This is a genomic window from Brumimicrobium mesophilum, from assembly GCF_003025005.1.
Classification (GTDB): domain Bacteria; phylum Bacteroidota; class Bacteroidia; order Flavobacteriales_D; family Crocinitomicaceae; genus Brumimicrobium; species Brumimicrobium mesophilum.
Map to the genome: position 1 here is coordinate 167,895 of NZ_PVSS01000005.1, position 23,804 is coordinate 191,698.

The 23,804-nt window shown below is 34.4% G+C and carries 22 protein-coding genes and 2 tRNA genes; 10 read left to right on the forward strand and 14 right to left on the reverse strand.

The genetic code is table 11. The features are described 5' to 3' along the window. Positions 1-18: 18 nt before the first annotated feature. Positions 19-94, forward strand: a tRNA-Phe gene (locus C6368_RS06750). Between the two features lie 112 nt (positions 95-206). Here C6368_RS06750 and C6368_RS06755 read toward each other — a convergent pair. Then, positions 207-398: a CsbD family protein gene (locus C6368_RS06755; protein ID WP_107038428.1), complete on the reverse strand. Its 192-nt coding sequence runs from the start codon at positions 396-398 to the stop codon at positions 207-209. A gap of 329 nt (positions 399-727) precedes the next feature. On the opposite strand from C6368_RS06755, the gene C6368_RS06760 reads away from it, so the two are divergent. From C6368_RS06760 to C6368_RS06775, 4 genes are all read left to right on the forward strand, one after another. Beyond that, entirely contained in the window at positions 728-1,606 is an 879-nt protein-coding gene (locus C6368_RS06760; RefSeq protein ID WP_107038429.1) for a DnaJ C-terminal domain-containing protein, read from the forward strand. A gap of 1 nt (position 1,607) precedes the next feature. Continuing rightward, on the forward strand, positions 1,608-1,904 hold the full coding sequence (locus C6368_RS06765; protein WP_107038430.1) for a chaperone modulator CbpM: 297 nt from the start codon (positions 1,608-1,610) through the stop codon (positions 1,902-1,904). Positions 1,905-2,082: 178 nt separating this feature from the next. Further along, positions 2,083-2,739, forward strand: a complete 657-nt coding sequence (locus C6368_RS06770; RefSeq protein WP_107038431.1) for a DUF2490 domain-containing protein — start codon at positions 2,083-2,085, stop codon at positions 2,737-2,739. Positions 2,740-2,927: 188 nt separating this feature from the next. Then, complete coding sequence (locus C6368_RS06775; protein WP_107038432.1) at positions 2,928-3,524, forward strand: MarC family protein; 597 nt, start codon at positions 2,928-2,930, stop codon at positions 3,522-3,524. 215 nt (positions 3,525-3,739) lie between these two features. Here C6368_RS06775 and C6368_RS06780 read toward each other — a convergent pair whose 3' ends face one another. The 5 genes from C6368_RS06780 to C6368_RS06800 all read right to left on the reverse strand — a co-directional run bounded on the left by C6368_RS06780 (position 3,740) and on the right by C6368_RS06800 (position 8,283). Further along, positions 3,740-4,339 (reverse strand): superoxide dismutase, encoded by a 600-nt coding sequence (locus C6368_RS06780; protein ID WP_107038433.1) that lies wholly within the window; start codon positions 4,337-4,339, stop codon positions 3,740-3,742. A gap of 97 nt (positions 4,340-4,436) precedes the next feature. Beyond that, positions 4,437-5,693 (reverse strand): Fe-S cluster assembly protein SufD, encoded by a 1,257-nt coding sequence (gene sufD, locus C6368_RS06785; protein WP_107038434.1) that lies wholly within the window; start codon positions 5,691-5,693, stop codon positions 4,437-4,439. A gap of 2 nt (positions 5,694-5,695) precedes the next feature. Continuing rightward, on the reverse strand, positions 5,696-6,451 hold the full coding sequence (gene sufC / locus C6368_RS06790; RefSeq protein ID WP_107038435.1) for a Fe-S cluster assembly ATPase SufC: 756 nt from the start codon (positions 6,449-6,451) through the stop codon (positions 5,696-5,698). 38 nt (positions 6,452-6,489) lie between these two features. Beyond that, the gene (sufB, locus tag C6368_RS06795) at positions 6,490-7,941 is read right to left on the reverse strand and encodes a Fe-S cluster assembly protein SufB (protein ID WP_107038436.1); all 1,452 of its coding nucleotides are present in this window, start codon (positions 7,939-7,941) and stop codon (positions 6,490-6,492) included. A gap of 18 nt (positions 7,942-7,959) precedes the next feature. After that, a complete protein-coding gene (locus C6368_RS06800) occupies positions 7,960-8,283 on the reverse strand; it encodes a HesB/IscA family protein (RefSeq protein WP_107038437.1) in 324 nt (107 codons plus the stop codon). Positions 8,284-8,773: 490 nt separating this feature from the next. On the opposite strand from C6368_RS06800, the gene C6368_RS06805 reads away from it, so the two are divergent. Beyond that, on the forward strand, positions 8,774-9,085 hold the full coding sequence (locus C6368_RS06805) for an SUF system Fe-S cluster assembly protein (RefSeq protein ID WP_107038438.1): 312 nt from the start codon (positions 8,774-8,776) through the stop codon (positions 9,083-9,085). A gap of 67 nt (positions 9,086-9,152) precedes the next feature. Here the strand turns inward: C6368_RS06805 and C6368_RS06810 are convergent, their stop codons facing one another. Continuing rightward, entirely contained in the window at positions 9,153-10,136 is a 984-nt protein-coding gene (locus tag C6368_RS06810) for a D-alanine--D-alanine ligase (RefSeq protein WP_107038439.1), read from the reverse strand. 392 nt (positions 10,137-10,528) lie between these two features. Between C6368_RS06810 and C6368_RS06815 the strand changes: the two genes are divergently transcribed. Then, the gene (locus tag C6368_RS06815; RefSeq protein ID WP_107038440.1) at positions 10,529-11,185 is read left to right on the forward strand and encodes a sterol desaturase family protein; all 657 of its coding nucleotides are present in this window, start codon (positions 10,529-10,531) and stop codon (positions 11,183-11,185) included. Between the two features lie 151 nt (positions 11,186-11,336). Here the strand turns inward: C6368_RS06815 and thiL are convergent, their stop codons facing one another. The 3 genes from thiL to C6368_RS06830 are packed head-to-tail and all read right to left on the reverse strand — an operon-like array spanning position 11,337 to position 16,981. Next, the gene (gene thiL, locus C6368_RS06820; RefSeq protein ID WP_107038441.1) at positions 11,337-12,374 is read right to left on the reverse strand and encodes a thiamine-phosphate kinase; all 1,038 of its coding nucleotides are present in this window, start codon (positions 12,372-12,374) and stop codon (positions 11,337-11,339) included. 4 nt (positions 12,375-12,378) lie between these two features. After that, positions 12,379-12,966: a polysaccharide deacetylase family protein gene (locus tag C6368_RS06825; protein WP_159038480.1), complete on the reverse strand. Its 588-nt coding sequence runs from the start codon at positions 12,964-12,966 to the stop codon at positions 12,379-12,381. 25 nt (positions 12,967-12,991) lie between these two features. Further along, a complete protein-coding gene (locus C6368_RS06830) occupies positions 12,992-16,981 on the reverse strand; it encodes a glycosyltransferase family 117 protein (RefSeq protein WP_107038443.1) in 3,990 nt (1,329 codons plus the stop codon). Between the two features lie 352 nt (positions 16,982-17,333). Between C6368_RS06830 and C6368_RS06835 the strand changes: the two genes are divergently transcribed. Both C6368_RS06835 and C6368_RS17270 read left to right on the forward strand, forming a co-directional pair. Next, positions 17,334-17,406: transfer RNA gene (locus C6368_RS06835), tRNA-Gln, on the forward strand. Between the two features lie 260 nt (positions 17,407-17,666). Then, positions 17,667-17,819 carry a hypothetical protein gene (locus C6368_RS17270; protein ID WP_159038481.1) on the forward strand — a complete coding sequence of 51 codons (153 nt, stop codon included), beginning with the start codon at positions 17,667-17,669 and terminating at the stop codon, positions 17,817-17,819. Positions 17,820-17,984: 165 nt separating this feature from the next. On the opposite strand, the gene C6368_RS06840 is transcribed toward C6368_RS17270, so the two are convergent. The 4 genes from C6368_RS06840 to tatA form a co-directional block, all read right to left on the reverse strand. Further along, on the reverse strand, positions 17,985-19,118 hold the full coding sequence (locus tag C6368_RS06840; RefSeq protein ID WP_107038444.1) for a DUF4837 family protein: 1,134 nt from the start codon (positions 19,116-19,118) through the stop codon (positions 17,985-17,987). 73 nt (positions 19,119-19,191) lie between these two features. Beyond that, positions 19,192-20,667 (reverse strand): lytic transglycosylase domain-containing protein, encoded by a 1,476-nt coding sequence (locus C6368_RS06845; protein WP_107038445.1) that lies wholly within the window; start codon positions 20,665-20,667, stop codon positions 19,192-19,194. Next, complete coding sequence (gene gatA, locus C6368_RS06850) at positions 20,668-22,077, reverse strand: Asp-tRNA(Asn)/Glu-tRNA(Gln) amidotransferase subunit GatA (protein WP_107038446.1); 1,410 nt, start codon at positions 22,075-22,077, stop codon at positions 20,668-20,670. A 17-nt stretch (positions 22,078-22,094) separates the two neighbouring features. Then, positions 22,095-22,277, reverse strand: coding sequence for a twin-arginine translocase TatA/TatE family subunit (gene tatA, locus C6368_RS06855; RefSeq protein ID WP_107038447.1), 183 nt, complete (start codon positions 22,275-22,277; stop codon positions 22,095-22,097). 271 nt (positions 22,278-22,548) lie between these two features. Between tatA and C6368_RS06860 the strand changes: the two genes are divergently transcribed. Then, positions 22,549-23,757 (forward strand): BaiN/RdsA family NAD(P)/FAD-dependent oxidoreductase, encoded by a 1,209-nt coding sequence (locus C6368_RS06860; RefSeq protein WP_107038448.1) that lies wholly within the window; start codon positions 22,549-22,551, stop codon positions 23,755-23,757. Positions 23,758-23,804 lie beyond the last annotated feature (47 nt).

The window sequence follows — 23,804 nt, forward strand, 5'->3', positions numbered from 1 at the left end:
GCTGTTTGAAAAAACAATGGTGATGTAGCTCAGTTGGTAGAGCAAAGGACTGAAAATCCTTGTGTCGGGGGTTCGATTCCCTCCATCACCACCAAGAAAACCCAAAATATTGAATTCAATATTTTGGGTTTTTTGTTTTATTGCCATTTATGCAAAAAAAAAGACGAACATTCCGTTCGCCTTAATTCTATGGTTAAAGAAAGAAATTACATATTATCTATGTAACCTTTAATCGTCTCTTTGGCTTCACCAGTTTTCTGTTGAATTTTACCAATCAACTCATCTTCTTTACCCTCCTCATATTTTAAATCATCATCAGTTAGGTCGGCATACTTTTGTTTAAATTTACCTTTTAACTCATTCCAATTTCCTTTAATTTTGTCTTCTGTTGATCCCATGATTTCTAAATTTTAATTAATAATTGTTTGTTGGAACCAAATTACAAAGAAATCAAAGTCACCCCTATTTTTAGATGTTAAAAAGATTAAAAAAAAAAGCGTCTTAACACCTATTAACACTAGGCTTTGCTCAAACCCACTATTTCTTGACTCATATAAAATCTCAGTATTTGTATTCATTCGAAAAACAAGAAACTTAAGAGAATTAAAAACTATTTCAACTTTGAAAGTTACATTTAAACACCTAACTTAGATTTAAAATCAGGACCGGAAATACGTTGAATAATTCTCTGATGTTTTCGATTTGAATTATTACTAAAATTATCAAAATGAACTTTGTAGATTACTATAAAATTTTAGGCGTAGATAAAAAGGCTACAGAAAAGGAAATTAAGAAAGCTTTCAGGAAATTAGCCCGAAAATATCATCCAGACTTAAATCCGGACGACAAAGAGGCCGAAAAAAAATTTAAAGAGATTAACGAAGCCAACGAAGTGCTGAGTCACCCCGAAAATCGTAAGAAATACGACAAATACGGAAAGGATTGGATGCATGGAGAAGAATTTGAGAAAGCAAGACAACAAGCTTGTCAACGACAACATCAAGGCCAACAAGGATTTTCTGAAAGTGAGTTTTCTGACTTTTTCGAAGCAATGTTTGGAGGAGCAAGTGGGTCATCAAGACAATACAGTACGCAATACAAAGGAAAAAATTTGCATGCAGACTTAGAAATAGATATCCGTGAAATTTATGAAACACATAAAAAAGTTGTTTCACTAAATGGTAAAAAAATAAGACTTACTATTCCGGCAGGAATAGAAAATGGTCAAGTAATCAAAATCAAAGGAAAAGGCGAACCTGGAGTTAACGGTGGTCCGAACGGTGACTTACTTATAAAATTTGTGGTGATCAACAACACTTCATTTAAAAGAGACAAGGAAAACTTGTATTCCACAGTAAATCTTGATTTGTACACCGCTCTTTTAGGTGGTGAAATAACTGTTGAAACCTTTGATGGGAAAATGAAACTAAAAATCAAACCTGAAACAGCGAACGAAACCAAAGTAAAATTAAAAGGAAAAGGATTTCCAATGTATAAAAAAGAAGGACATTTTGGAGATTTAATAATCACTTATCAAATTAGCATTCCCTCAAATCTTTCTCCTAAAGAAAAGGAATTATTTAAAGAACTTCAAAAATTAAGGTAACATGGAAAAGCAAAAATATATTTTGATTAAAACGCTTTGTGTTCAATATAAAGTGGAGATTTCATTCATTAAAGAACTAGATAATATTGGATTAATTGAAATTGAACAAATCGAAGAAGATGAATTTATTCATGAAGAAAGAATTGACGATTTAGAGAAAATGATTCGCCTTTATCATGAACTCAACGTAAACATAGAAGGAATTGACATAGTTTTCAATTTATTACAGAAAGAAATTCAATTAAAAGCGGAAATCAAAGAGTTGCAGAATAGACTGGATTTTTACGAATCTAGATAACTCATCAACCTGAAAAAGAAGGGAGAAACAGAAGTTCAATGATGAAACCTTGTTAAATAATATTTAAATCCAAAGTTCCGAAACGAACAATCCTTAAATTCATCATTTAAAAAATGAAAACCATTCTTAATTACGAGAACTTATGGTTTTCTTTTGATTATTTAAACAATTAATCTCTATGGCTAAACAATTATTGCTGTTACTTCTACTTCTACCCATTTTATCTATCGGTCAAAAAAGCAACTTCGGAAACTGGTATAATTACTTTGGAAACAAGTTGCTTAATAATAATTTCAACTGGCATCACGAGGTTCAATTCAGAAATTATAATGCAATTGGTGATTTAGAGCAACTTCTAATAAGAACAGGTTTAGGTTACAACTTAAGTGAAAGCAACAACAATTTACTTTTAGGTTATGGGTTTATTAAAAGTGAAAACTACATTAATGATTCAGAAATAAAAGAGAACCTTAATGAACATAGAATATTTCAGCAATTTATAACACGTCAGAATTTTGGCAGGGTATCATTTCAACATAGATATCGCTTTGAGCAACGAATTTTGGAAGAAGAGTTCAAATTGCGTTTTAGGTATTTCTTGTCCACAAATATTGCATTGAGTAATAAAACACTTATTGATAATACGATTTATTTAACTGCATACAATGAAATTTTCATTAATACTAAAGAAATTCTCTTCGATAGGAACAGGCTATATGGAGGACTAGGGTACAAACTGGACAGTAATTTAAAATTTGAAGTAGCTTACATGAATCAGTTTTTAAACGCATACAATAGAGATCAATTAAACCTGATGATGTTTCTAACTTTTTAAGTTGTTTTTTTTATAGAAACCTGCGATAATTTAGGATTACCTCAAAACCTTTACAATTCCTTCTTCTACTAACGATTAAGTTAGGGTTTCTAAATAATTTCATAATTAAATACAATTCCTATTGTATGCCATAAAAAGCCACTATCTTTGCAGACTTTTTAAGAAATTACACATTAAAACAGTTGATTATGAACGAGTTTTTTAGTTCTATAAATTTAAACGAAATTTTTAAAGCAACGATGGTTTTGTTCGCGGTTATTGACATAGTCGGGTCCATTCCTATCATTATAAAAATTAAGGAAACTTCTGGAGATATTCATGCCAATCGCATTACCTTAGTTTCTTTGGTGATAATGATTGCATTTCTGATTACCGGTGAGAGCATACTGATGCTCTTTGGGGTAAATGTAGAATCCTTTGCAGTTGCCGGTGCTTTCGTACTATTTGCTATGGCTTTAGAAATGATAATGGGAATTGAATTGTTTAAGGAAACACCAATAAAAGGGAAAAGTGTGGGTATTGTACCTTTGGCTTTCCCTATAATTGCCGGTGCTGGATCTATGACTACATTAATTTCACTACGTGCAGAATATGAAATGATTAATATATTAATTGCAATACTTATCAATATGCTTATAGTATTCGCTACCTTGAAATTAACAAGAAGGATAGAACGTATACTAGGTCCAGGGGGTGTAGCGATATTAAAGAAGGTATTTGGGATTATTCTTTTAGCTATTGCTGTAAAACTCTTCGCATCGAATGTGACACAGTTGTTTCAGTAATTGCGATTTATAACCCCTTCGCAACGGATTGGGGGTGATTTACAAATCGCCCATACCAGTGTTTGGGAAAATTACACAAGCGAAATTTTGATGTAAAAAAAACCCCCAATGGAAAAATCCATTGGGGGTTTAATTTTGTTATGGTTTTTTGACTGTAGGCTTGCCCTAATAGGGCATACCTACGGACAAAAAAACAAAACAACCATTAACCTAAACTATTTCGCTGCGTTGAATCTAGCGTTTACTTCATCCCAGTTAATTACATTAAAGAAGGCATTGATATAATCTGGTCTTCTGTTTTGGTAGTTCAAGTAATATGCATGTTCCCACACATCAATTCCTAAAACAGGTGTTCCTCCACAACCTTCTCCCATTACAGGGTTATCTTGATTAGGTGTAGAACAAACCTCTAATTTTCCGTTAGTCACGCAAAGCCATGCCCAACCTGAACCGAATTGTGTTGCAGCAGCCTTTGAAAATTCATCTTTAAATGAATCAAATGATCCAAAAGCAGAATCAATAGCTTCCTTGATATCTCCCGTTGGATTTCCACCACCATTTGGTGACATTACTTTCCAAAATAAATCGTGATTATAATATCCACCTCCGTTATTTCTAACTGCCGCTTTATCTTTTCCTTGCTTTAAAATCTCTTCGATAGATTTACCTTCTAAATCTGTTCCTTCGATCGCAGCGTTTAACTTATCTGTATATCCTTGATGGTGTTTACCATGATGGATTTCCATTGTTTTCTTATCTATATGCGGTTCTAATGCATCGTAAGCATAAGGTAAATTTGGTAATTCAAATGCCATTGTCTTTTGTTTTATTTTGTTAATAAATCTGTTTACTCAAATATAGAGATTTAAAGCTGATTTAACCAATTTTCAATTTCAAAAAAACATTAAATCTTTAAAATTTCCAACCAAAATCATTCAAGAACAATTCATCAATATTTGTTCGCAATGCTTCGTTTTCAACTTTATCTAAAACATCTCCAATAAATCCTGCAACTAACAATTGTTTTGCACTTGCTGCAGAGATTCCTCTTGCGCGCAAATAGAAAATTGCATCTTCATCTAATTCTCCAATTGTAGAACCATGCGAACAACGAACGTCATCGGCATAAATTTCTAATTCTGGCTTAGAATTAACACTCGCCGTTTTTGAAAGCAAGATGTTTTTATTCGATTGATAAGCTGCGATTTTTTGAGCATCTTGGCGAACAATAACTTTCCCGTTGAAAACACCAACAGATTTACCATCCATCACTCCTTTATACGACTCACTAGAAGTACAATTAGAATACAATTGATCGATAAGCGTATGGTTATCCATGTGTTGTTTCTCTGTTCCAAGGTAAGCTCCATTCATTTCTGTATGGCAATTCTCACCCTCAACAATTACTTCCAATCCATTTCTTGTCATCAAAGCACCTGTTGTAATTGTGTTGATTAAAAAATTACTGGACTCATCCTGAACGAATAATTCATTTGAAATATGAAATACATTCTTTGCTTCAGACTGTAATTTATTAATTGTCAAACTTGCATTAGACTCAACATGCCCTTCCAAAACAACATTCGTAAAACTATTTTCTGAGTTATTTGAATGATAAGTTGCAACAACTTCAGCTTTCGAACCTGTTTCCATGTGAACAAAATGACGTGCGTTTGCAATCACTTCCTCACCTTCTAAAACATGCAAAAAATGAATTGGGAAATTTGCTTTTTTGTTCTTTTTCACTTGAATAAAAACACCTCCCGTTTGATATGCTTTGTTGATCAATGAAAACACATTCTCTGAAGTACCATCTACGATATCAGAATAATATTCTTCATCCAATTCTTCAATTTTATGCACTGAAATAGCGTCGTCCTCCTTAATAGTTGACAAGCTTTCATCATAATATCCATTTACGAACACCAATTGATGTGCATTCAAATCAGCAATAGTATAATCTTCTACATTGGCTGTAGCTTGAACTTGCTTATATTTTTTCTTTACGTATTTTCCAACACGTGTATATTTCCAATCCTCTACTCTTGTCGTTGGGAAATCCATCCCATTTAAAGCATCCAAAGCTTGTTTTCTGACTTTAGAAATCGTTTCCGGTTTCTTAAAATCCGAGACAAACTCGAGTACTTTATTATCCAAAACTAATTCCATATTTACTGTGCAATTTCTTCATTAATCCAATCGTAACCTTTTTCCTCTAACTCTAAGGCCAATTCTTTACCTCCAGTTTTTATGATTTTTCCGGCACTTAAAACATGAACGAAATCAGGCTTGATGTATTCTAATAAACGTTGGTAATGCGTAATTAAAATCACTGCATTATCTTTAGAACGTAATTTATTTACTCCTTCAGAAACGATACGCAATGCATCGATATCCAAACCAGAATCCGTTTCATCAAGAATCGCTAATTTTGGTTCAAGCATCGCCATTTGGAAAATTTCATTTCTTTTCTTTTCCCCTCCTGAGAAGCCTACATTTACTGCTCTACTTGCTAATTTGTTGTCTAATTCAACCAAATTAGAAGCTTCTTTCACCTTCGCTAAGAAATCTTTTGCAGACATTTTATCCTCATTTCGGTATTCACGAATCTCATTCATTGCAGTACGCAAGAAGTTTACATTCGAAACACCTGGAATTTCTACAGGATATTGAAAAGCCAAGAACATTCCTTCTTTAGCTCTATCTTCTGCTTCAAGATCTAATAAATCAACTCCATCAAAATCTACAGAACCTTCAGTTACTTCATAACCATCTTTACCAGCCAAAACAGATGCTAAAGTTGACTTTCCAGAACCGTTTGGTCCCATAATCGCATGAACTTCTCCTGCCTTAACTTCAAGATTTAATCCTTTTAAAATTTCTTGTCCTTCTTCAACTGAAGCGTGAAGATTTTTTATTGTTAACATATACTGTAATTTTCTTTATTAAACTTTTATAAATTGTATTATCCTACTGAATTTTCTAATGAAATTTCCAATAGTTTTTGTGCTTCAACAGCAAATTCCATTGGCATGTGATTCAATACTTCTTTACAGTATCCATTCACGATTAGCCCGATTGCTTTTTCAGAATCGATACCCCTCTGTTGACAGTAAAATATTTGGTCTTCACCAATTTTAGAAGTTGTTGCTTCGTGTTCTATTTTAGCGGTACTATTTTTACATTCTATATATGGGAATGTGTGCGCTCCTGAACGATCAGACAATAACAGTGAATCACATTCAGAACGATTTCTTGCATTATCTGCACTCGCGTGAATCTGAACCAAACCTCTGTATGCATTTTGAGATTGACCAGCAGAAATTCCTTTCGAAATAATTGTACTGCTTGTGTTTTTCCCTAAATGAATCATTTTTGACCCTGTATCTGCTTGTTGGAAATGGTTTGTAACAGCAACTGAATAAAATTCTCCAATTGAGTTATCTCCTTTTAATATACAAGATGGGTATTTCCAAGTTACCGCGGAACCAGTTTCAACTTGTGTCCAAGAAATCTTTGCATTCTTCTCACACAAACCACGCTTAGTTACGAAGTTAAAAACTCCTCCAACTCCATTCTTATCTCCAGGGTACCAGTTTTGAACTGTTGAATATTTAATTTCTGCATTATCTAATGAAACCAACTCAACAACTGCTGCGTGCAATTGATTTTCATCACGCATTGGCGCAGTACAACCTTCCAAGTAAGAAACATAAGAGCCTTCATCAGCAACAACTAACGTACGCTCGAATTGACCAGTTCCACCTTCATTAATTCTAAAATATGTAGAAAGTTCCATTGGACAACGCACTCCTTTTGGAATGTAACAGAATGAACCGTCTGTAAACACAGCACTATTCAAAGCTGCGTAAAAGTTATCTGTATGTGGAACAACTGTCCCCATATATTTCTTCACCAATTCTGGATGATTCTCAACAGCCTCAGAGAATGAACAGAAAATAATTCCTAATTCACCCAATTTCTTCTTAAATGAAGTGGCAACAGAAACAGAATCGACAACGAAATCAACTGCTGTTCCAGTCAAACGCTGTTGCTCTTCCATTGAAATCCCCAATTTTTTCATGGTTTCTTTCATTTCAGGATCAACATCATCCCAACTTTCGTATTTCTTGGTTTGCCCTGGAGCAGAATAATAAGAAATCGCTTGGAAATCTGGCTTTGGATAATTAACATGCGCCCAATCTGGTTCAACCATTGTTGTCCAAGCACGATAAGCCTGCAATCTTTTTTCAAGCAACCAAAGCGGCTCCTCTTTTTTCGATGAAATCAAACGAATAACGTCTTCATTCAATCCTACTGGAATAGTATCTGATTTAAAATCAGAAGTAAATCCATATTTATATTCTTGCTCTTGTAAATTCTTTGCTAAATCTTCTTCTGTATAAGTATTACTCATTACTGAAATTTTTAATTGTTATATAGAGAAACTTTCTCCACAACCACATGTCCTGTCTGCGTTAGGATTAACGAAAATAAAACCTTTACCATTCAAACCACCTGAAAAATCCAATGTTGTTCCTACGAGGTATAAAAAGCTCTTTTTATTCACTACGATTTTCACACCATTGTCCTCAAAAGACTTGTCATCTTCATGCTCTACAGTATCAAAATTAAGTTCATACATTAATCCAGAGCAACCTCCACCTTGCACACCAACACGAATGAAGCTATTCGGTTCTCCCGAATCCTCCATCAACCTAATAGCTTGTTTTTTAGCAGATTCTGTTACTTTTATCATATTTCAAATTTCCTTAAAAAGTTATTTATATTAAATCTAAATAACCCTATTTCTTTTGCAAAAATACCCAATTAATGGTATTTCAACAACTAAAAGGATGTTTATTTTATTGGTTTTTGGAAATGTTACCTTTTAATAAATGACGCAGAGCTTTATCTCTTGCCGAATAGAGAAGAAAAAACTTAACAGAAGAATTAATATAGAATGAAAATTAAGCAAAGTTTTATGTAGGCATAACATCTTGCGGAGTAAACATCCACTCTGTTGCTCACTCATTAACCCATTCTTTCAAAACCAAAATTCGATTTTAACAACTCAGTTGGAATACTTAAAGACCAAACTAATTCCCATCAATAAACTCAATTTATCAAACCCATTTTAATCACTAAGAAAGTTGTAAGTCTTTTCTTATTTATAATCTTTCTAAAAAACCACACCGTTTTACCGAGAATATGTAAAACATGTAATATCTTTGTGAAAAATAATTGAGATGGGAAACGTTGCTTTAGAGAATTCAATAATTGATGTAATTAAGACTATTTATGATCCAGAGATACCTGTGGACGTATATGAATTAGGCCTAATTTATGAGGTGAAAATCAATAGCGACCAATCTGTTGAAGTTGAAATGACATTAACTTCTCCAAATTGCCCAGTTGCAGAATCATTACCTAAAGAAGTTGAAGATAAAATTGCATCAGTTGAAGGTGTGAAATCAGCTAAGGTTAATATTGTTTTTGAACCAACATGGGATCAAACCATGATGAGTGAAGAAGCGAAGTTGGAGTTGGGTTTTTTGTAGGGGAGTTTTTTAATTGGGTGTAGCGACGTTTTGCAAAACGTCCCTACCATTACAAATAAAAAAACTACTACATCCCAAACTGTTTTCTTTCGAAAGCATAAATATCTTTCCAGAAATCACCTATCGTAATATCAGCGCATTTTAGCATTTTTGGAACCAAAGATTCGGAAGAAAACCCTGGTGTTGTGTTTACTTCAATCACATATGGCTGATCTTCTACAATCATAAAATCTACTCTCGCCAATGAACGCATTTGCAACAATTGGTATATTTCAACAGTTAAATCCTGAACTTTTTTTGTTAACTCATCACTAATTCTTGCTGGAGTAATTTCTTGAGATTTCCCTAAGTATTTTGCATCATAATCAAAGAAATCTGACTCTGAAACAATCTCCGTACAAGGCAAAGGAATAACGCCAGTATCATTGCGGTAAACCCCACAAGTAACTTCAGTTCCTTTCAGAAAAGCTTCACAAACAACAGTATTTCCTTCGGCAAAAGCTTCATCAATTGCTTTTTGTAAATCTTCCAATTCGTAAACTTTAGAAATTCCATAACTTGAACCGGAATCTGCTGGCTTTACGAATAAAGGAAAACCTAAACGTTCGCCAATATCTTTTGTAGAGTATGTAGTATTTTTCAATAACAATTTGGAAGCAGCAACTTTAATGTCAAACCCTTTTAAAAACTGATTGCAAAACCATTTATCAAATGAAAGTTCAGAAGAAAGTGCGCTACTGTTAATGAAAGGCATATTTTTCATTTCGAAATAAGCCTGAAGCTTACCATTTTCTCCTGGATCTCCATGAATATAAACGTGCGCCAAATCAATTTTTATCTGCTCTCCGTTTATTAAAGTGAAAGTAAAATCAACAGGAGAAACTTCTGCTGATTCATCGTGATAATCCGCAAACCAGCCTTCTTCAGTTACCCGCACCAAAAATGCGTTATATTCATCTTTCGGAAGGTTATCCAAAATTGTACTTGCGCTTTTTATGGATATTTCAAACTCAGATGAATATCCACCACAAAAGATCCCTACGTTTATCATTTTCAAAAGTTTTCACGAAGAAAGGAAAAACGGCACCAAGATTTACCTTTTAGAATAAGAAGTTATCAGCAATAACATGTTCAATAAAGCATGGCTGGTTTGCTGGTTATAAGCTTGAAGAATTAAGAAATGGAAATCGTTAATACATATATGGTAATTCAAACACAAATTTAAAAAAGCTCAAAAGCCTTAAGGCTTTATTCTACTAACTACAAACGACCAAAAATTTAATAATTCACACTCAAACCCAAAAGGTTAAAAACGGTTAAAATACGGATATAGATAAGCATTTTATCCTATATTAATCGCAACATTAATAAGCAAGGCGTGGAGTTTTGTTTATTAATTAATCTGATCACGAACAATTTTATAACACTAAAAATTTATTCGTCATGAAATTCAAAGTTTACCCGAATGAAAAGTCCCCTAAATTATTTAATAATAGAATGGTTGAAATTTTAACCAAATCGAACATCTACGTTATCAATTCGATGTACATTTTGGTAGCTGTTGCACTGATTTCGACTTACTACTATAAATTAAACCCAAGTTTACTAGCAATTTTGAAATGGTTTACGATAGGTTTTTTCTCATGGACATTGGCAGAATACTTAATGCATCGCTTTTTGTATCATAAAATTAAAGACTCTTCTTACGATAAAGGCATTCAATATTTATTTCATGGAATACATCATCGCTATCCAACAGACAACGATAGAATGATACTTCCCGTAGTACCAAGCTTATTCATTGCCGCACTGTTTTTAGGATTATTTTACTTGATTTTCCATGCTGAGGCATTGGTTTTCGGCGCAGGCTTCCTCATTGGATACCTCGTCTACATGACCATTCATTGGACAATTCATAGCTATTCACCACCGAAAAATAAATTCTTGAGCTGGTGGTGGCTTCATCACAATATTCATCATTATCAACAACACGACAGAGCTTTTGGGGTTTCAACACCTATATGGGACATTATTTTCAGAACGATGCCCAAAAAAAACAGAAGAACTGTTACCATCTTAGTAGACAAAAATGAAGATTAATATAATTAGAGGGTAGCAACAATCGTATTTAAACCATTGCATCTAAACTGAACCACTATGAACCAATTCTCCTAGTTCTAACGCTAACGGAGACCAATAAAAGGAGTTTAGACACTTGATCCAACTCCTTCTTTTATCATAAATAAATGTGTTAACCAAAATGATTCCAGCCTTGCGCTTTCAATTGAATTGCCGCCCCTTGTTTGTCAACCAAATATAATCCTGAATCTTTGGCCGTATAATGACCAATAACTGTCATGTGTGGGTTTCCTTTGATTTTGTCGAAATCCTCTTGTTTGATTGAGAATAGCAATTCGTAATCTTCTCCTCCGTTCAACACACAAGTTGTTGGTGAAATATCAAAATCAATTGCAGTTGTTGAAACAGAAGTGTCGATAGGTAATTTTTCATCATAAATAACCACACCGAGATCAGATTGGTTACATAAATGAAATAATTCAGAAGCTAATCCATCAGAAATATCAATCATTGAAGTTGGGATTACATCCAGTTCTTTTAAGAATTTAATGATGTCTTTTCTTGCTTCTGGTTTCAATTGTCTTTCTAAAATATAATCATAGCCATCTAAATCTGGTTGAATATCTGGATTCGCTTTATAAACTGACTTTTCACGTTCCAAAATCTGAAGTCCCATGTAAGCAGCTCCCAAATCTCCTGTAACAACGATTAATTCATTTTCTTTCCCTCCATTTCTATAAACAACATCTTCTTTCTTGGCAGTTCCAATTGCTGTAACTGAAATCATTAATCCAGAAACCGAAGAAGTTGTATCTCCACCTATTAAATCAACTCCATAAAAGTCACATGCCTTTTCGATTCCTTTATATAACTCTTCTAAAGCTTCTTTAGGAAAACGACTTGATGCAGCGATTGTCACAGTGATCTGCTCAGCCGTTCCGTTCATTGCATAAATATCAGAAAGATTAACTACGACAGCTTTATATCCTAAATGCATAAGCGGTGTGTACATCAAATTAAAGTGAATACCTTCGATAAGCGCATCCGTAGAAACGAGCATAACATTATCACCATCTTTGTCAATCACTGCGGCATCATCTCCTACTCCATAAATTGTAGATGCATTTTTATTTTTAAAGTTCTTCGTTAGGGCTTCAATCAACCCAAATTCTCCAATTGACTCTAATGATGTTTTTTTCTCTTCGCTCATAATTCTATCGTTTCTTTTCTACCAGTGCAAAATTAAACCCTTTCTCGTGAATAATTTGAATAATGGCAGGTATAATTTCTTTTAATCTGTGAATTGATTTTTCATTTTCATGAAATACCAAAATATCACGATCCTTAATCTGTTTTTCTGCTTTTTGAAGTATTTCAGTTGTTGAAATAGCTGAATCAAAATCATAACTCATCCAACTCCACATGACCACCTCTCCGTTTTGCAAAGCATATTTAGCTTGCTTTTGACTCAAATCACCATAAGGAGGCCTATAAATTTTTGAATTAACCAATCCATTTGATCGTTCAAAATTCATTTTAAACTCATTTAATGTGAGTTCTTTCCCTGATTTATGATTATTCCCATGATGACCCACAATATGACCTTCTTTAATTGCTCTTTTCAAAAGCTCAGGATATTTCTGCATATTATTGCCGAGCCAAAAAAATGTTGCTTTGATGTTATTTGACTTCAATTCATCCAACAACCAAGGCGTTATTTCAGGATGTGGACCATCATCGAATGTCAAACACACATTCCCCTTAGTCCCAAACCAAATGCGGCGTGGAAAAATCCACGCCACAATTTTGGGTATTTTATGTAATCTTTTATTGACCTTCTGCGTTTTCACCTTGGAAACCGTTTTCAGTTAGCAAAGCATTATACAGTTTTGCAAATTCCAATGCTTCTTTCTCCATTGTTCTTACACGTGTATTTCCACCACGAATAACTTCTTTGATTTCTCTATTTCTTAGGTCTTCCACTATTCCACCAACAACATCTCTTGTCATTTTTTGATCTAAAGCATTACCCAAAGTTGTTGCCTCACTGTTTGGAGAACCGACATAAACTTGAGCATAAACACGTAAGAAGTTCATAGAGAAAGCAATAAATTCTTGCTTGTTTTGATAAGCTATTAAAGCATCACTATTTTGGAAATAATTCATCATTGTTTCCAATTGTAACATATATTCAATCGCTAATTTTTCAGCAGTTTCAGTTTTATCAACTTGATATAAAATCTGAATAAACTCTGGCATAATACCATCTGTAGAAACTTCATCTCCATTTGAAAGTTGACGTCCAGTAGCTCTTGGCTCACCAAAATCGTAAACTTTATGAAGCGGTAATTTTTCTAGTGAGAAAGTAATTACTTCATCTATTTTATCAGCGTAATATTCTGGAGTTTTCAATCCTGAATCATTTGATGGTGCACGTTTAGCCTTATTGTACTCATCTAAATATTTAGACGATAAATCATAAAAGCTATTTCTATACTGTGAAGTATGGCGACGTGTGTAATAATCAACCAGTACACCTTCACCCGAAAGATTTGCATAATCGTACTTGTTAATAATGTTATCATACATAAGTTCTCTTGCAAAATCTTTGGCAACCTCACCTTTTAACGGAGTTAAACCATGAACCTGACCAAAATTCTGAACCCATCCTTGTCCATAAAGTGCTTTTGAAACATCTGAACCTGCTGGACTAGAGAAGTAAATTCCTCTTTTCCAATCGAAGTTAGCCAAGATATCCAGCATCATTACCTCTTCACGGCTCAGTCCTCTCACATCAGATCTAAACATTCCTCCCCTTCTAAAGTTGAAACGAATTTCAGACTCTGCTTGATCGGCATACTCAGCACTAATGATTTCCGCATTTACTGCATTTTCAATATTAACTGGTAATACAAAACCAGAAGCCGGGAAATAACGCAACTTCCTACCTGGTTGATCCATCATGTTTTTATCGTCTCTTACAAATTCCATTGCATAATCAAGCGGTAAATAATCCCAAGATTGTGTCCAAGTGATCGCCGCTTGTTCTAATTGTTTAAGTAAATTTTCATCAGCTGAAATTTGATTATTCCCAACATCACTAAAGATTTTACGGATGATCAAATTCACTTTTTCATAATCCTCAAAACCAGGATTTTCAATTGGCGTATCTAACTCTTCTTTTACTTTTTGAAGTATATCAGCTGCTTTAGCATTATTAGGAGTCATTCCTTGTGTAGATCCTGACAATCCTCTTCTAATCTGAGTGATTGCAGCTTTGAAAAGTTCAGGATTTCCTTCAATTTTCTTCGTAATAATTTCATTTGCTTTTTCCGTAGAAATACCTGACCTATATCTTTCGAAATCAACAAACAGAACGTAATCTGTATTTCCTGCACCCATTAGAATTTGATCTTCTCTAAATTCAATTGGTAAAGGATCAGACTCATAAGCACGCATTTTCATTTGGTTAGAATACCAATCTGTTTGCATTAAAGATAAATTGGCAACACGCACATCTGTACGAATTCCTTCAACTTCTTGCAAATACCATAATGGGAAGGTATCATTATCACCATTCGTATAAACAATTGCATTTGGTGACAATCCAATTAAATAGTTGTAAGCCAAAGAACGAGCTGGAGATCTATCTCCTCTATCATGTCCTTCCCAACCTTGAACACCTAATAATATTGGAGCTGACAATCCTAACAGAATTGCTATTCCAGCAGCCCCTACTTTAGGCGCTTTAACCTTTCGAAGGGCCGTCATAGCCAACATAGATCCACCGCCAATTGCTCCAATAATCAAAATAGAAACAGTAGTAGGCATTCCTCGGTTTGCCCCCATATCTATTATTAAACCAAGAACCAACAATCCACTAAACGCGACTCCTAATTTCTTATAATCTTCTTTCATGAAAGACCTGAAGGCTTCGTATAATCCATAGACTCCGAGCCCTATCCATATTGCAAAAACATAGAAGGAGGCGGCGTAAGCATAATCACGCTCACGTGGCTCAAATGTTCTTTGATTTAAGTAAACTACAATTGCTAAACCTGTCAACACAAATAAAACACCCACTACAATTGCGTCCTTTGGAGCTTTTAGGAAATGGAAGAACATTCCAATCAAACCTAAAATAAGTGGAATGTAGTAGAACTTTGTATGACTAGGATTATCTTTTGTATAATAAGGAGCATTCTCACCTTGAGCACCTAGCCTTACATCATCCACCATGCTGAAACCTGAAATCCAATTTCCACGGAATTCATCACCGTGACCTTGAATATCATTTTGGCGACCTGAGAAATTCCACATGAAATATCTCCAATACATCCAATCAACCTGATAGTTAACAAAGTAAGAAATGTTATCTCCAAAAGTAGGAATTGGACGCCCATCACTACCTATTTGACCATGAGGGACTTTTCTTGAAGCATCATAGCCCGACCAACTCTTGTATCCATTGACTTTTTGAGCGTTACCACCATCATACATCCTTGGGAAAATTGTGTTTTGAGTGTAAACAGGCACAACGTTTTTAATTTGACCAGTATTAATAATGAAATATTTTTCATTCATTTCATAATTCTGTCCACTATTCTTGATGTAGTTTTCAGCCAGTTCTTTGTCTTTGAAAGAAATAATATCAGCACCTGATCTTGAAGACACAACCCATCTGCGGTCATAGCTAGGGGAACGATCTTCAAATTTATCACCTGTTGCTTGCTTAGAATTAAAATACTGACCATAAAGAATTGGCCAAGAACCATATTGTTCACGTTTCAAGAAAGCATGAAGAGTTACTAAATTCTCTGGATTATTTTCATCCAAAGGCGGGTTTGCATTCGAACGAATCACGATAGTTGCGAAAGAACCATAGCCAATAAACAACATTATCAACCCTAGAATTACTGAATTTCCAATTTTGTACCCTTTTTTTCTTGTGAAATAAAGACCACCCACTAAGATTCCAATTAATAAAATAAAGAAGAATGCAGCACCAAATCCGAAAGGAAGTCCCATTGAATTAACGAAGAAAATCTCCATTTTGGCTGCCAAAGCGATTGTTCCAGGGATGATTCCTGCTTGAACAAACCCAAGAACCATTACTCCAATTATTCCAGTAATAAAGAATGTTTTAACATTGTGTTTTGTTTGCATTTGATGCGAGATAACGTAAGCTATCGCAGGCAAAACAAGTAATCCTAAAAGGTGAACCCCAATTGCTAATCCAAATAAGAACATAATCAAAATCATCCATCTTAATGGACGAACTTCAGGGCTTAATTCACCGCGTTTAATCATGGTCATTTCTTCGTCCCATTTCAATACCGCCCAGAATATTACTGCTGTGAACAGTGAAGACATTGCATAAACCTCTCCCTCAACAGCTGAGAACCAAAAAGATTCAGTAAAAGTATAAGCCATTGCCCCAACGAACCCAGAACCTAAAATGGCAATTTTCTGACCATTGGTCATTATAGCACCGTCGTTTTCGGCAATTTTCTTACCCAGTTTCGTAATAGACCAAAACAAGAAAAGAATAGTTAAGGAACTACTCAACGCTGACATTCTATTGATCCATAAAGCAACATCGGTAACATCTCCTCCTGCAAACAATGAGAATAAACGACCTACGAGCATAAAGAATGGAGCACCTGGTGGGTGACCAACCTCCAATTTATAGGCTGCTGTAATATACTCCCCACAATCCCATAAAGATGCTGTATCTTCAATAGTAAGGAAAAACACGATTGTCGCAATTAAAAACGACAACCATCCGATAGAAATGTCTAACTTTTTATAGTTCATAGTGATAATTTGAATCGCACGAAGTTAATAATTTCAACTTGTCCGCGAAAATATAAATCTAAAAATTACAATTAAATGGAAGTCAAAAAGATTTAATAACTAAAATTTCACAATAAAATTTACTCAACCAATCAGTTAACACAGCATAACATTAAAAACAAAGTAAGTCAAAAGCTAACATAGAGCTGAAATTAATTACAAATGATCAAAAATTACCGCACATATCTAATTGATATTCAATTCAAAAAAATTTTTTTAATTTTTTTTCATCAAAACTCCTTGCTGTTAAACAAAAAGTTTATAAATTTGCACTCGCAGAACGAAAAACACTTTTTTAGATATCGTTCGATATTGTCCCATGGTGTAACTGGCAACACGTCTGTTTTTGGTACAGAAGAGTCTAGGTTCGAGCCCTAGTGGGACAACAAAAAGACCTCCAAATGGAGGTCTTTTTTTGTTATATACCACCAAATAAAATCAAAAAGAGAACATAATACACATTCTCAAACCACCACAAACACAAACAAACATAAGGGAATACATAAATCTCGTGTCCTATGTGGTGACCTATAATAATATTTTTAGGTCACCGGAATCAAAGCTAGAATTGATATTTTACTAGATTTTTTTTAGTCTAACTTTCCCGAAAGCTGTTTCAGAAGAAGATGGTCAAATAGATGGTCAGATGACAAACATTAAACCAGGGGAACAACTGATAAATTTAACCACAAGACAAAAAGAAGTACTAAACTATATTTTAACAGATCAGAAAACAACTCAGAAAGAACTTACTAAGATTCTAAATATCAACGAATCAGTTATCAAAAAACCAACCTAAAAACTTAACTATCAAAAACTTAAAGAAAAACAAGTACTAAGGTTAGCTATTAAGAAATACTTCTAAACTTTTGATGGTCTAATTGCTCAACAAGACTGAATTCTCATTTACGCCACAGCAGTTGAATTGGTTCGAAGGATTTTCAAATAAGCGTTTCAAACAATCCTAATCCACCGCCTTCACAGAATAAATAACCGCACGAATTCGATTAAAATCAAAGCTCGCTGACATTGTAGGTGGAGCATCTAAATAACCGCTAATAGCGACAATTGTCTCTCTTGTTGGATGCTTAAAGTGATAACTCCAAAAACGACCTCCTGAAGGCTCAGATTTCCCGGTGAATTTAAACAATCCTCTAAATTGATACCCAGTTATATCACCGATTTTTAATTTTTCGAATTTTGGAAGAACTGCAGGATGATTTTGAGTCCCCATATAAACTCCCTCCATTTCATGACTCGTGTAATATTTCAATATAGTATCACGCATCATCATTAAATTGTAAGGATTTAACTGCCTTTCATCCGTGTACGGATATTGCCAAACCATAACTCCACTTTGAATAAAATTTGCTCTTGAAGTACTGTAAGCACCAGAAGTTTCCATTTCCATTTGACGTGTTCTATCAGGAAACATAATAATAGCATATTCGTCATCAATTGATTCGTAGCTAAATTTAGATGGCAATGTTAAATCTATTCCAAATTTAGATTTCAATTTATTTCGTGTGGTTGCATTCTTTTTTGAAGGATGTCTGTAATATTCTCTTTTCCATTCTTGTCGATCATAAACTTGAAAAAGGTAATCAACTTCTTTTAATAACAAATCATACAAATCACTTATGTCATGCGCTTGAAGCTTGGTGTAAATTTGCGTTTTAGCATAATAGTTTTCATACACATGCATTGTTGGAGCTCCTTTTTCAATCTTCTCATCAATTTTTAGTTCAACAACATTTCTTAAGCGCGTTGACAAACGTTTAAAATCTTGTGGAGAACGTTGATAGACTTCAAAATATGGAGTTTTTGGATAAAATGGTCGAATTGGCGCTGCAAATATTGAGTCAAAGAGAAAAGCAATTTCGTCAATATATTCTGTTGGCTCAGCAACAACAATCAATCTTCCTGGCTTACCAGTATATTGAGAAACAGAACCTGCATTAATAATTTTCCTACCTCCTTTTTGGGTAGAATCCTGAGCAATTTCAGCTTGAGTAGAAGTTTCATTTTTAGGCTGATTTTCATCTAAACATGAAGAGCAAACGAGTAGTAATGATAGAAAAGCAAAGCAATATTTCATATTCTAAATGTTTTTTTGAATAAAATCAATTACAAAAACTGTGCTAAAACATCACGAATAAAGTAATTGTCGCCTATTTCACACGGATTTTTTGTCCCACTTTTAAATCCCTATGATTTAGTCCAGGATTTAATTTTTCTAATTGTTCAACAGAAATTCCAGTACGATTGGCAATTGCCCATAAGCTTTCACCTTGTTTTATTGTATGCATTTGAGCACCTGAAGGTGGTGTTTTTGTTGAAGTAGAATTACTCGCTTGTTGAACTTGTGGTTTCGGTGCTGCACCTTTACCATAAATCTTTAATTTCTGTCCAATTGCCAAACGCGTAGATCGCAAATTATTCCAATCCATAATTTCTCGAACCTTAACACCATATTGATCAGCTATAACTCCTAAGGATTGCCCTCTTCTTACAGAATGAACCGTCATTTCATTACTTAGCTTCTCTTCTTCTGGAACGCTTTCATAAATTAAGGAGTCCAAGGTGTAAATACTGTCCTCCATACTCACCCATTTCCCTACATATTGAATTGGAATAGAAATACATTGTGGTGGTGTAGTTTTAGGAATGTATGTTGTTTTATAAATAGGGTTTAGCGCTTGAATCTCTTCAACTGGCCACTTAATTAATGAATCAATAACATTCATATGCATCCCTTTATTTAAGCAAACTGTATCAGTTTCGAAGTCAAAAACTTTGGCTTCCCTCGCAACAACGTTATGTTCCGCATGATAAGTTAGCATATATGACATGGCTATAAAATTAGGGACATATCCTTGTGTTTCTCTTGGTAAAAAAGGACGAATTTCCCAATAGGTCATTTTACCTCCAGAACGACGGATAGCTTTATTGACATTTCCTGGGCCAGCATTGTAAGCTGCCAATGCCATATTCCAATCACCATACAAACTATGCAACTTTTTTAAATACAAACATGCTGCTTCAGTGGCTAATTCTGGATCCATTCTTTCATCAATGTAAGAATTTTGATCCAAGCCATAGTATTTTCCTGTACGATACATGAATTGCCAAAGACCTAACGCCCCTGCTCTTGACTTTATTTGTGGACGTAAACCACTTTCAATAACTGATAAATATTTTAACTCAATAGGAAGATTATGCATTGCTAGTTTTTCTTCAAACATTGTAAAATACAATTTCGAACGACCTAAAACAACACTTGTAAACCCTCTTCTATTTTTGGTAAAGAATTTTAAAACGCTTAAAACATCAGAATTACAATCCAGTTGAAATGGACTCATCTCATTCATTTCATTAAGACGCTGGCAATAAACAGAATCTGGAAATTCCGGAACATCTTCTTCATCGTAACCCAAAGATTTGATAATTGAATCTGTTTGGCGATCTGTAGATGAATAATCTCTATAATATCCTTCTAAAGTACTTTCTACAACTCTTAAAAACTGTTCATATTCTACAACTTCAGCAGTATCTTTTGCTATAATAGTATCCGTTTGAGAATAAACAGAAAAGCCAATAAATAGCATTGAAATTTGAACTGTTATATACTTTAAGTGTCTTATCATTTAGCAAAAATCCATTAAGTAAGCTGAAGTATCTAATAATTCCTTTTCACCGAAGTGCTTACCAATTAACTGTAATCCAAATGGCATTCCGTTACTGTGCTTACCAATTGGCAAAGATATAGCAGGATTTCCGGCCAAATTAGCTTGAACAGTATATATATCTTGCAAGTACATTTGAATTGGATCTTTCACAGAATTTAATTCAAATGCTGTTGTAGGCGTAGTAGGAAGTAAAATCACATCATTTTGCTCCAAAATTTCATTTGTACGGTCTTGAATTAATCTTCTAACCTTTTGAGCTTTCGCATAATATGCTTCAAAATAACCTTGTGACAGTACAAACGTTCCTGCCATAATTCTTCGTTTTACTTCATCGCCAAAACCTTCAGTACGAGATTTTACATAAGTTTCTTCAACCCCTTTTGCCTCGTTACTTCTGTAACCAAAGTGAACTCCATCAAAACGAGAAAGATTAGAAGAAGCCTCTGCTGTTGTTAAAACGTAATATGTTGGCACCATTTGCTCTACATAAGCAAAAGAAACAGGAATTAACTCGTGTCCGTCTGCTCGTAAACAGTTTATCAACTGTTCAATTCTTTCTTTTATTTCAGTGTCGATTCCATCACTATCTAACGTCTCTTTGATGTATGCAATCTTAAGCTTATTTTTCAGTGGGTTTGGAGCCAATGCAGGAACTTCCTTTGAAGAAGCTGTTCCGTCATACTCATCTTCTCCAGCCATAATTTCAGTCACCAATGCAATATCGGCAACATCATTTCCAATTGGTCCAATTTGATCAAATGAAGAGGCATAGGCAATTAAACCGTAGCGACTAATTCTACCATAAGTTGGCTTAAGTCCGATTGTACCAGTAAAAGATGCAGGCTGGCGGATTGAACCTCCTGTATCACTACCTAAAGCGACAGTACATAAGTCTCCAGCCACTGCTGATGCTGAACCACCAGAAGATCCTCCAGGAACGTAATCTTCGTTTAATGCATTTCGAACTACTCCATAAGCCGAGTTTTCATTAGAACTTCCCATTGCGAATTCATCACAATTAAGTCGACCAATGATTACAGCGTCTTCAGCCAATAACCTTTCAACAGCAGTTGCCGTATAAATTGACTCAAATCCTTCTAAAATTTTGGATGCAGCGGAAACCTTATGTCCTTTGTAGCATAAATTATCTTTAATTCCGATAACCATTCCTGCTAATCGACCTGCGGTTCCATTTTTGATTTTTTCATCAACAGCTAAAGCTTGTTCTTTTGCTGAAGTTTCAAAAACTTCTAAAAACGCATTTAAATCTTTTCGTTCTTCGATATTATTCAAATAGCATTGAAGAATATCTTGAACAGTCCGTCCTTTTTCAAGGGCAGACTTTATATCTGTAAAAGTTTTATACATGAATAAGGGATTTTATCCTATTTCTTGTTGCTTTCATTTTCTCTACCTGGCTCTTCGTCCTCTTTGGTAGCTTCCTTGAAATCTTTCATTCCTTTTCCTAAACCTTTCATCAGTTCAGGAATTTTTTTACCTCCAAAAAGAAGTAAAATAACTACTACAACTAGAACAATTTGCCAAGTACCAAACATTCCTAAAATCATATCGTTTCAAATTTATTTTCAGCAAAGTTACGCAATACTTTATAAATCTACGACCATAGCGAATAAAGTTTGTGAAGAAATTAAAATGGGAAATTTTGGAGAATGTTGGAGAATGTTGGAGAATGAAAAGTTAAAAGTGAAAAATGTTGGCGAATGGTAAATGAAGAAATAGAAATCCAAAATGATGAATAGTTCGGGAAATAAAGATTAGACAAATTTGACAATTGTGATTGAATTTCGATTACTAACTTTGCGACCAAATAAGTAGAAAATGAAAATTGGAATAATTGGAGGTGGTGCAGCAGGTTTTTTTGCTGCCATTCAAGCAAAAACGAATCATCCTGACAGCACAGTAATTATTCTTGAGAAATCCAAGAAACTTTTAGCGAAGGTTAAAATCTCTGGTGGTGGAAGATGTAATGTTACCAATGCAACTACTTCAATTTCTGAATTAAGTAAAGCTTATCCGCGTGGTGGAAAGCAACTTAAAAAACTATTCCAAGCATTCAACACTTTACATACCCATGAATGGTTTACCTCACGTGGTGTGGAACTTTACGCCCAAGAAGATGGACGCGTATTTCCTGTTTCGGACAACTCCCAATCTATTATTGATTGTTTGATGGATGAAGTGAATAAATTAGGAATTACCATAAAAACGGAAACTTCTGTAAAGAAACTAGAAACCACAGTAGAAGGAATCAACGTCTTTTTGGATGAAAAAAACAGCTTATTTTTCAATAAAGTGATTGTGGCCGCTGGTGGAAGTCCTAAGAAAAGCGGTTTGCAATGGCTAGAGGATTTAGGTCATGAAATTAAGAACCCGGTTCCTAGTTTGTTCACATTTAATATGCCGAAAGAAAAAGTTAATACTTTGATGGGCGTAGCGGTTGAAAATGCTACAACTCGAATTCAAGGTGAGAAATTGGTTGGAAATGGGCCTTTATTGATTACGCATTGGGGAATGAGTGGCCCAGCGGTTTTGGTTCTTTCATCTTTTGGCGCAAGACTATTAGCTGATAAAAACTATCAATTTAATCTTCAAGTGAATTGGACAAATGAGCAAAATCAAGAAATTGTAAGAGAAGAAATTCAAAAAATAATCTCGGAACACGGTCAAAAGCAAGTACAAAATATTCGTCCTTACAATTTACCCTCTAGATTATGGCATTTCTTACTTGAAAAAGCTGAACTTCCACTTGTTCAAAAATGGGATGAGATTGGGAAAAAAGGAGTCCATAAATTAATTGAAGTTCTTGCAAATGATGTTTACGATGTTAGAGGAAAAACAACTTTCAAAGAAGAATTTGTGACTTGTGGTGGCGTGAGCTTGAATAGCGTAAATATGAAAACACTAGAAAGTAAACACATGTCTGGATTATATTTCGCAGGAGAAATTTTAGATATTGATGCGATAACCGGAGGATATAATTTTCAAGCGGCTTGGACTACTGGTTTTGTGGCTGGGAAACTTAAATAGTTAATTACGAATTGTAGGGTGTAGATAAAAAGTAAGATAGACGCAAT

Bases quoted from the DNA above. Each gene is read 5' to 3' on its own strand.
- C6368_RS06780 (WP_107038433.1), bottom strand. From the start codon at position 4,339: ATGGCATTTGAATTACCAAATTTACCTTATGCTTACGATGCATTAGAA.
- C6368_RS06765 (WP_107038430.1), top strand. From the start codon at position 1,608: ATGGAAAAGCAAAAATATATTTTGATTAAAACGCTTTGTGTTCAATAT.
- sufB (WP_107038436.1), bottom strand. From the start codon at position 7,941: ATGAGTAATACTTATACAGAAGAAGATTTAGCAAAGAATTTACAAGAG.
- C6368_RS06760 (WP_107038429.1), top strand. From the start codon at position 728: ATGAACTTTGTAGATTACTATAAAATTTTAGGCGTAGATAAAAAGGCT.
- C6368_RS06830 (WP_107038443.1), bottom strand. From the start codon at position 16,981: ATGAACTATAAAAAGTTAGACATTTCTATCGGATGGTTGTCGTTTTTA.
- C6368_RS06840 (WP_107038444.1), bottom strand. From the start codon at position 19,118: ATGAAATATTGCTTTGCTTTTCTATCATTACTACTCGTTTGCTCTTCA.
- C6368_RS06770 (WP_107038431.1), top strand. From the start codon at position 2,083: ATGGCTAAACAATTATTGCTGTTACTTCTACTTCTACCCATTTTATCT.
- C6368_RS06845 (WP_107038445.1), bottom strand. From the start codon at position 20,667: ATGATAAGACACTTAAAGTATATAACAGTTCAAATTTCAATGCTATTT.
- tatA (WP_107038447.1), bottom strand. From the start codon at position 22,277: ATGATTTTAGGAATGTTTGGTACTTGGCAAATTGTTCTAGTTGTAGTA.
- gatA (WP_107038446.1), bottom strand. From the start codon at position 22,077: ATGTATAAAACTTTTACAGATATAAAGTCTGCCCTTGAAAAAGGACGG.
- C6368_RS06800 (WP_107038437.1), bottom strand. From the start codon at position 8,283: ATGATAAAAGTAACAGAATCTGCTAAAAAACAAGCTATTAGGTTGATG.
- thiL (WP_107038441.1), bottom strand. From the start codon at position 12,374: ATGAGCGAAGAGAAAAAAACATCATTAGAGTCAATTGGAGAATTTGGG.
- sufD (WP_107038434.1), bottom strand. From the start codon at position 5,693: ATGGAATTAGTTTTGGATAATAAAGTACTCGAGTTTGTCTCGGATTTT.
- C6368_RS06810 (WP_107038439.1), bottom strand. From the start codon at position 10,136: ATGATAAACGTAGGGATCTTTTGTGGTGGATATTCATCTGAGTTTGAA.
- C6368_RS06755 (WP_107038428.1), bottom strand. From the start codon at position 398: ATGGGATCAACAGAAGACAAAATTAAAGGAAATTGGAATGAGTTAAAA.
- C6368_RS06860 (WP_107038448.1), top strand. From the start codon at position 22,549: ATGAAAATTGGAATAATTGGAGGTGGTGCAGCAGGTTTTTTTGCTGCC.
- C6368_RS06805 (WP_107038438.1), top strand. From the start codon at position 8,774: ATGGGAAACGTTGCTTTAGAGAATTCAATAATTGATGTAATTAAGACT.
- C6368_RS06775 (WP_107038432.1), top strand. From the start codon at position 2,928: ATGAACGAGTTTTTTAGTTCTATAAATTTAAACGAAATTTTTAAAGCA.
- sufC (WP_107038435.1), bottom strand. From the start codon at position 6,451: ATGTTAACAATAAAAAATCTTCACGCTTCAGTTGAAGAAGGACAAGAA.
- C6368_RS06815 (WP_107038440.1), top strand. From the start codon at position 10,529: ATGAAATTCAAAGTTTACCCGAATGAAAAGTCCCCTAAATTATTTAAT.
- C6368_RS17270 (WP_159038481.1), top strand. From the start codon at position 17,667: ATGACAAACATTAAACCAGGGGAACAACTGATAAATTTAACCACAAGA.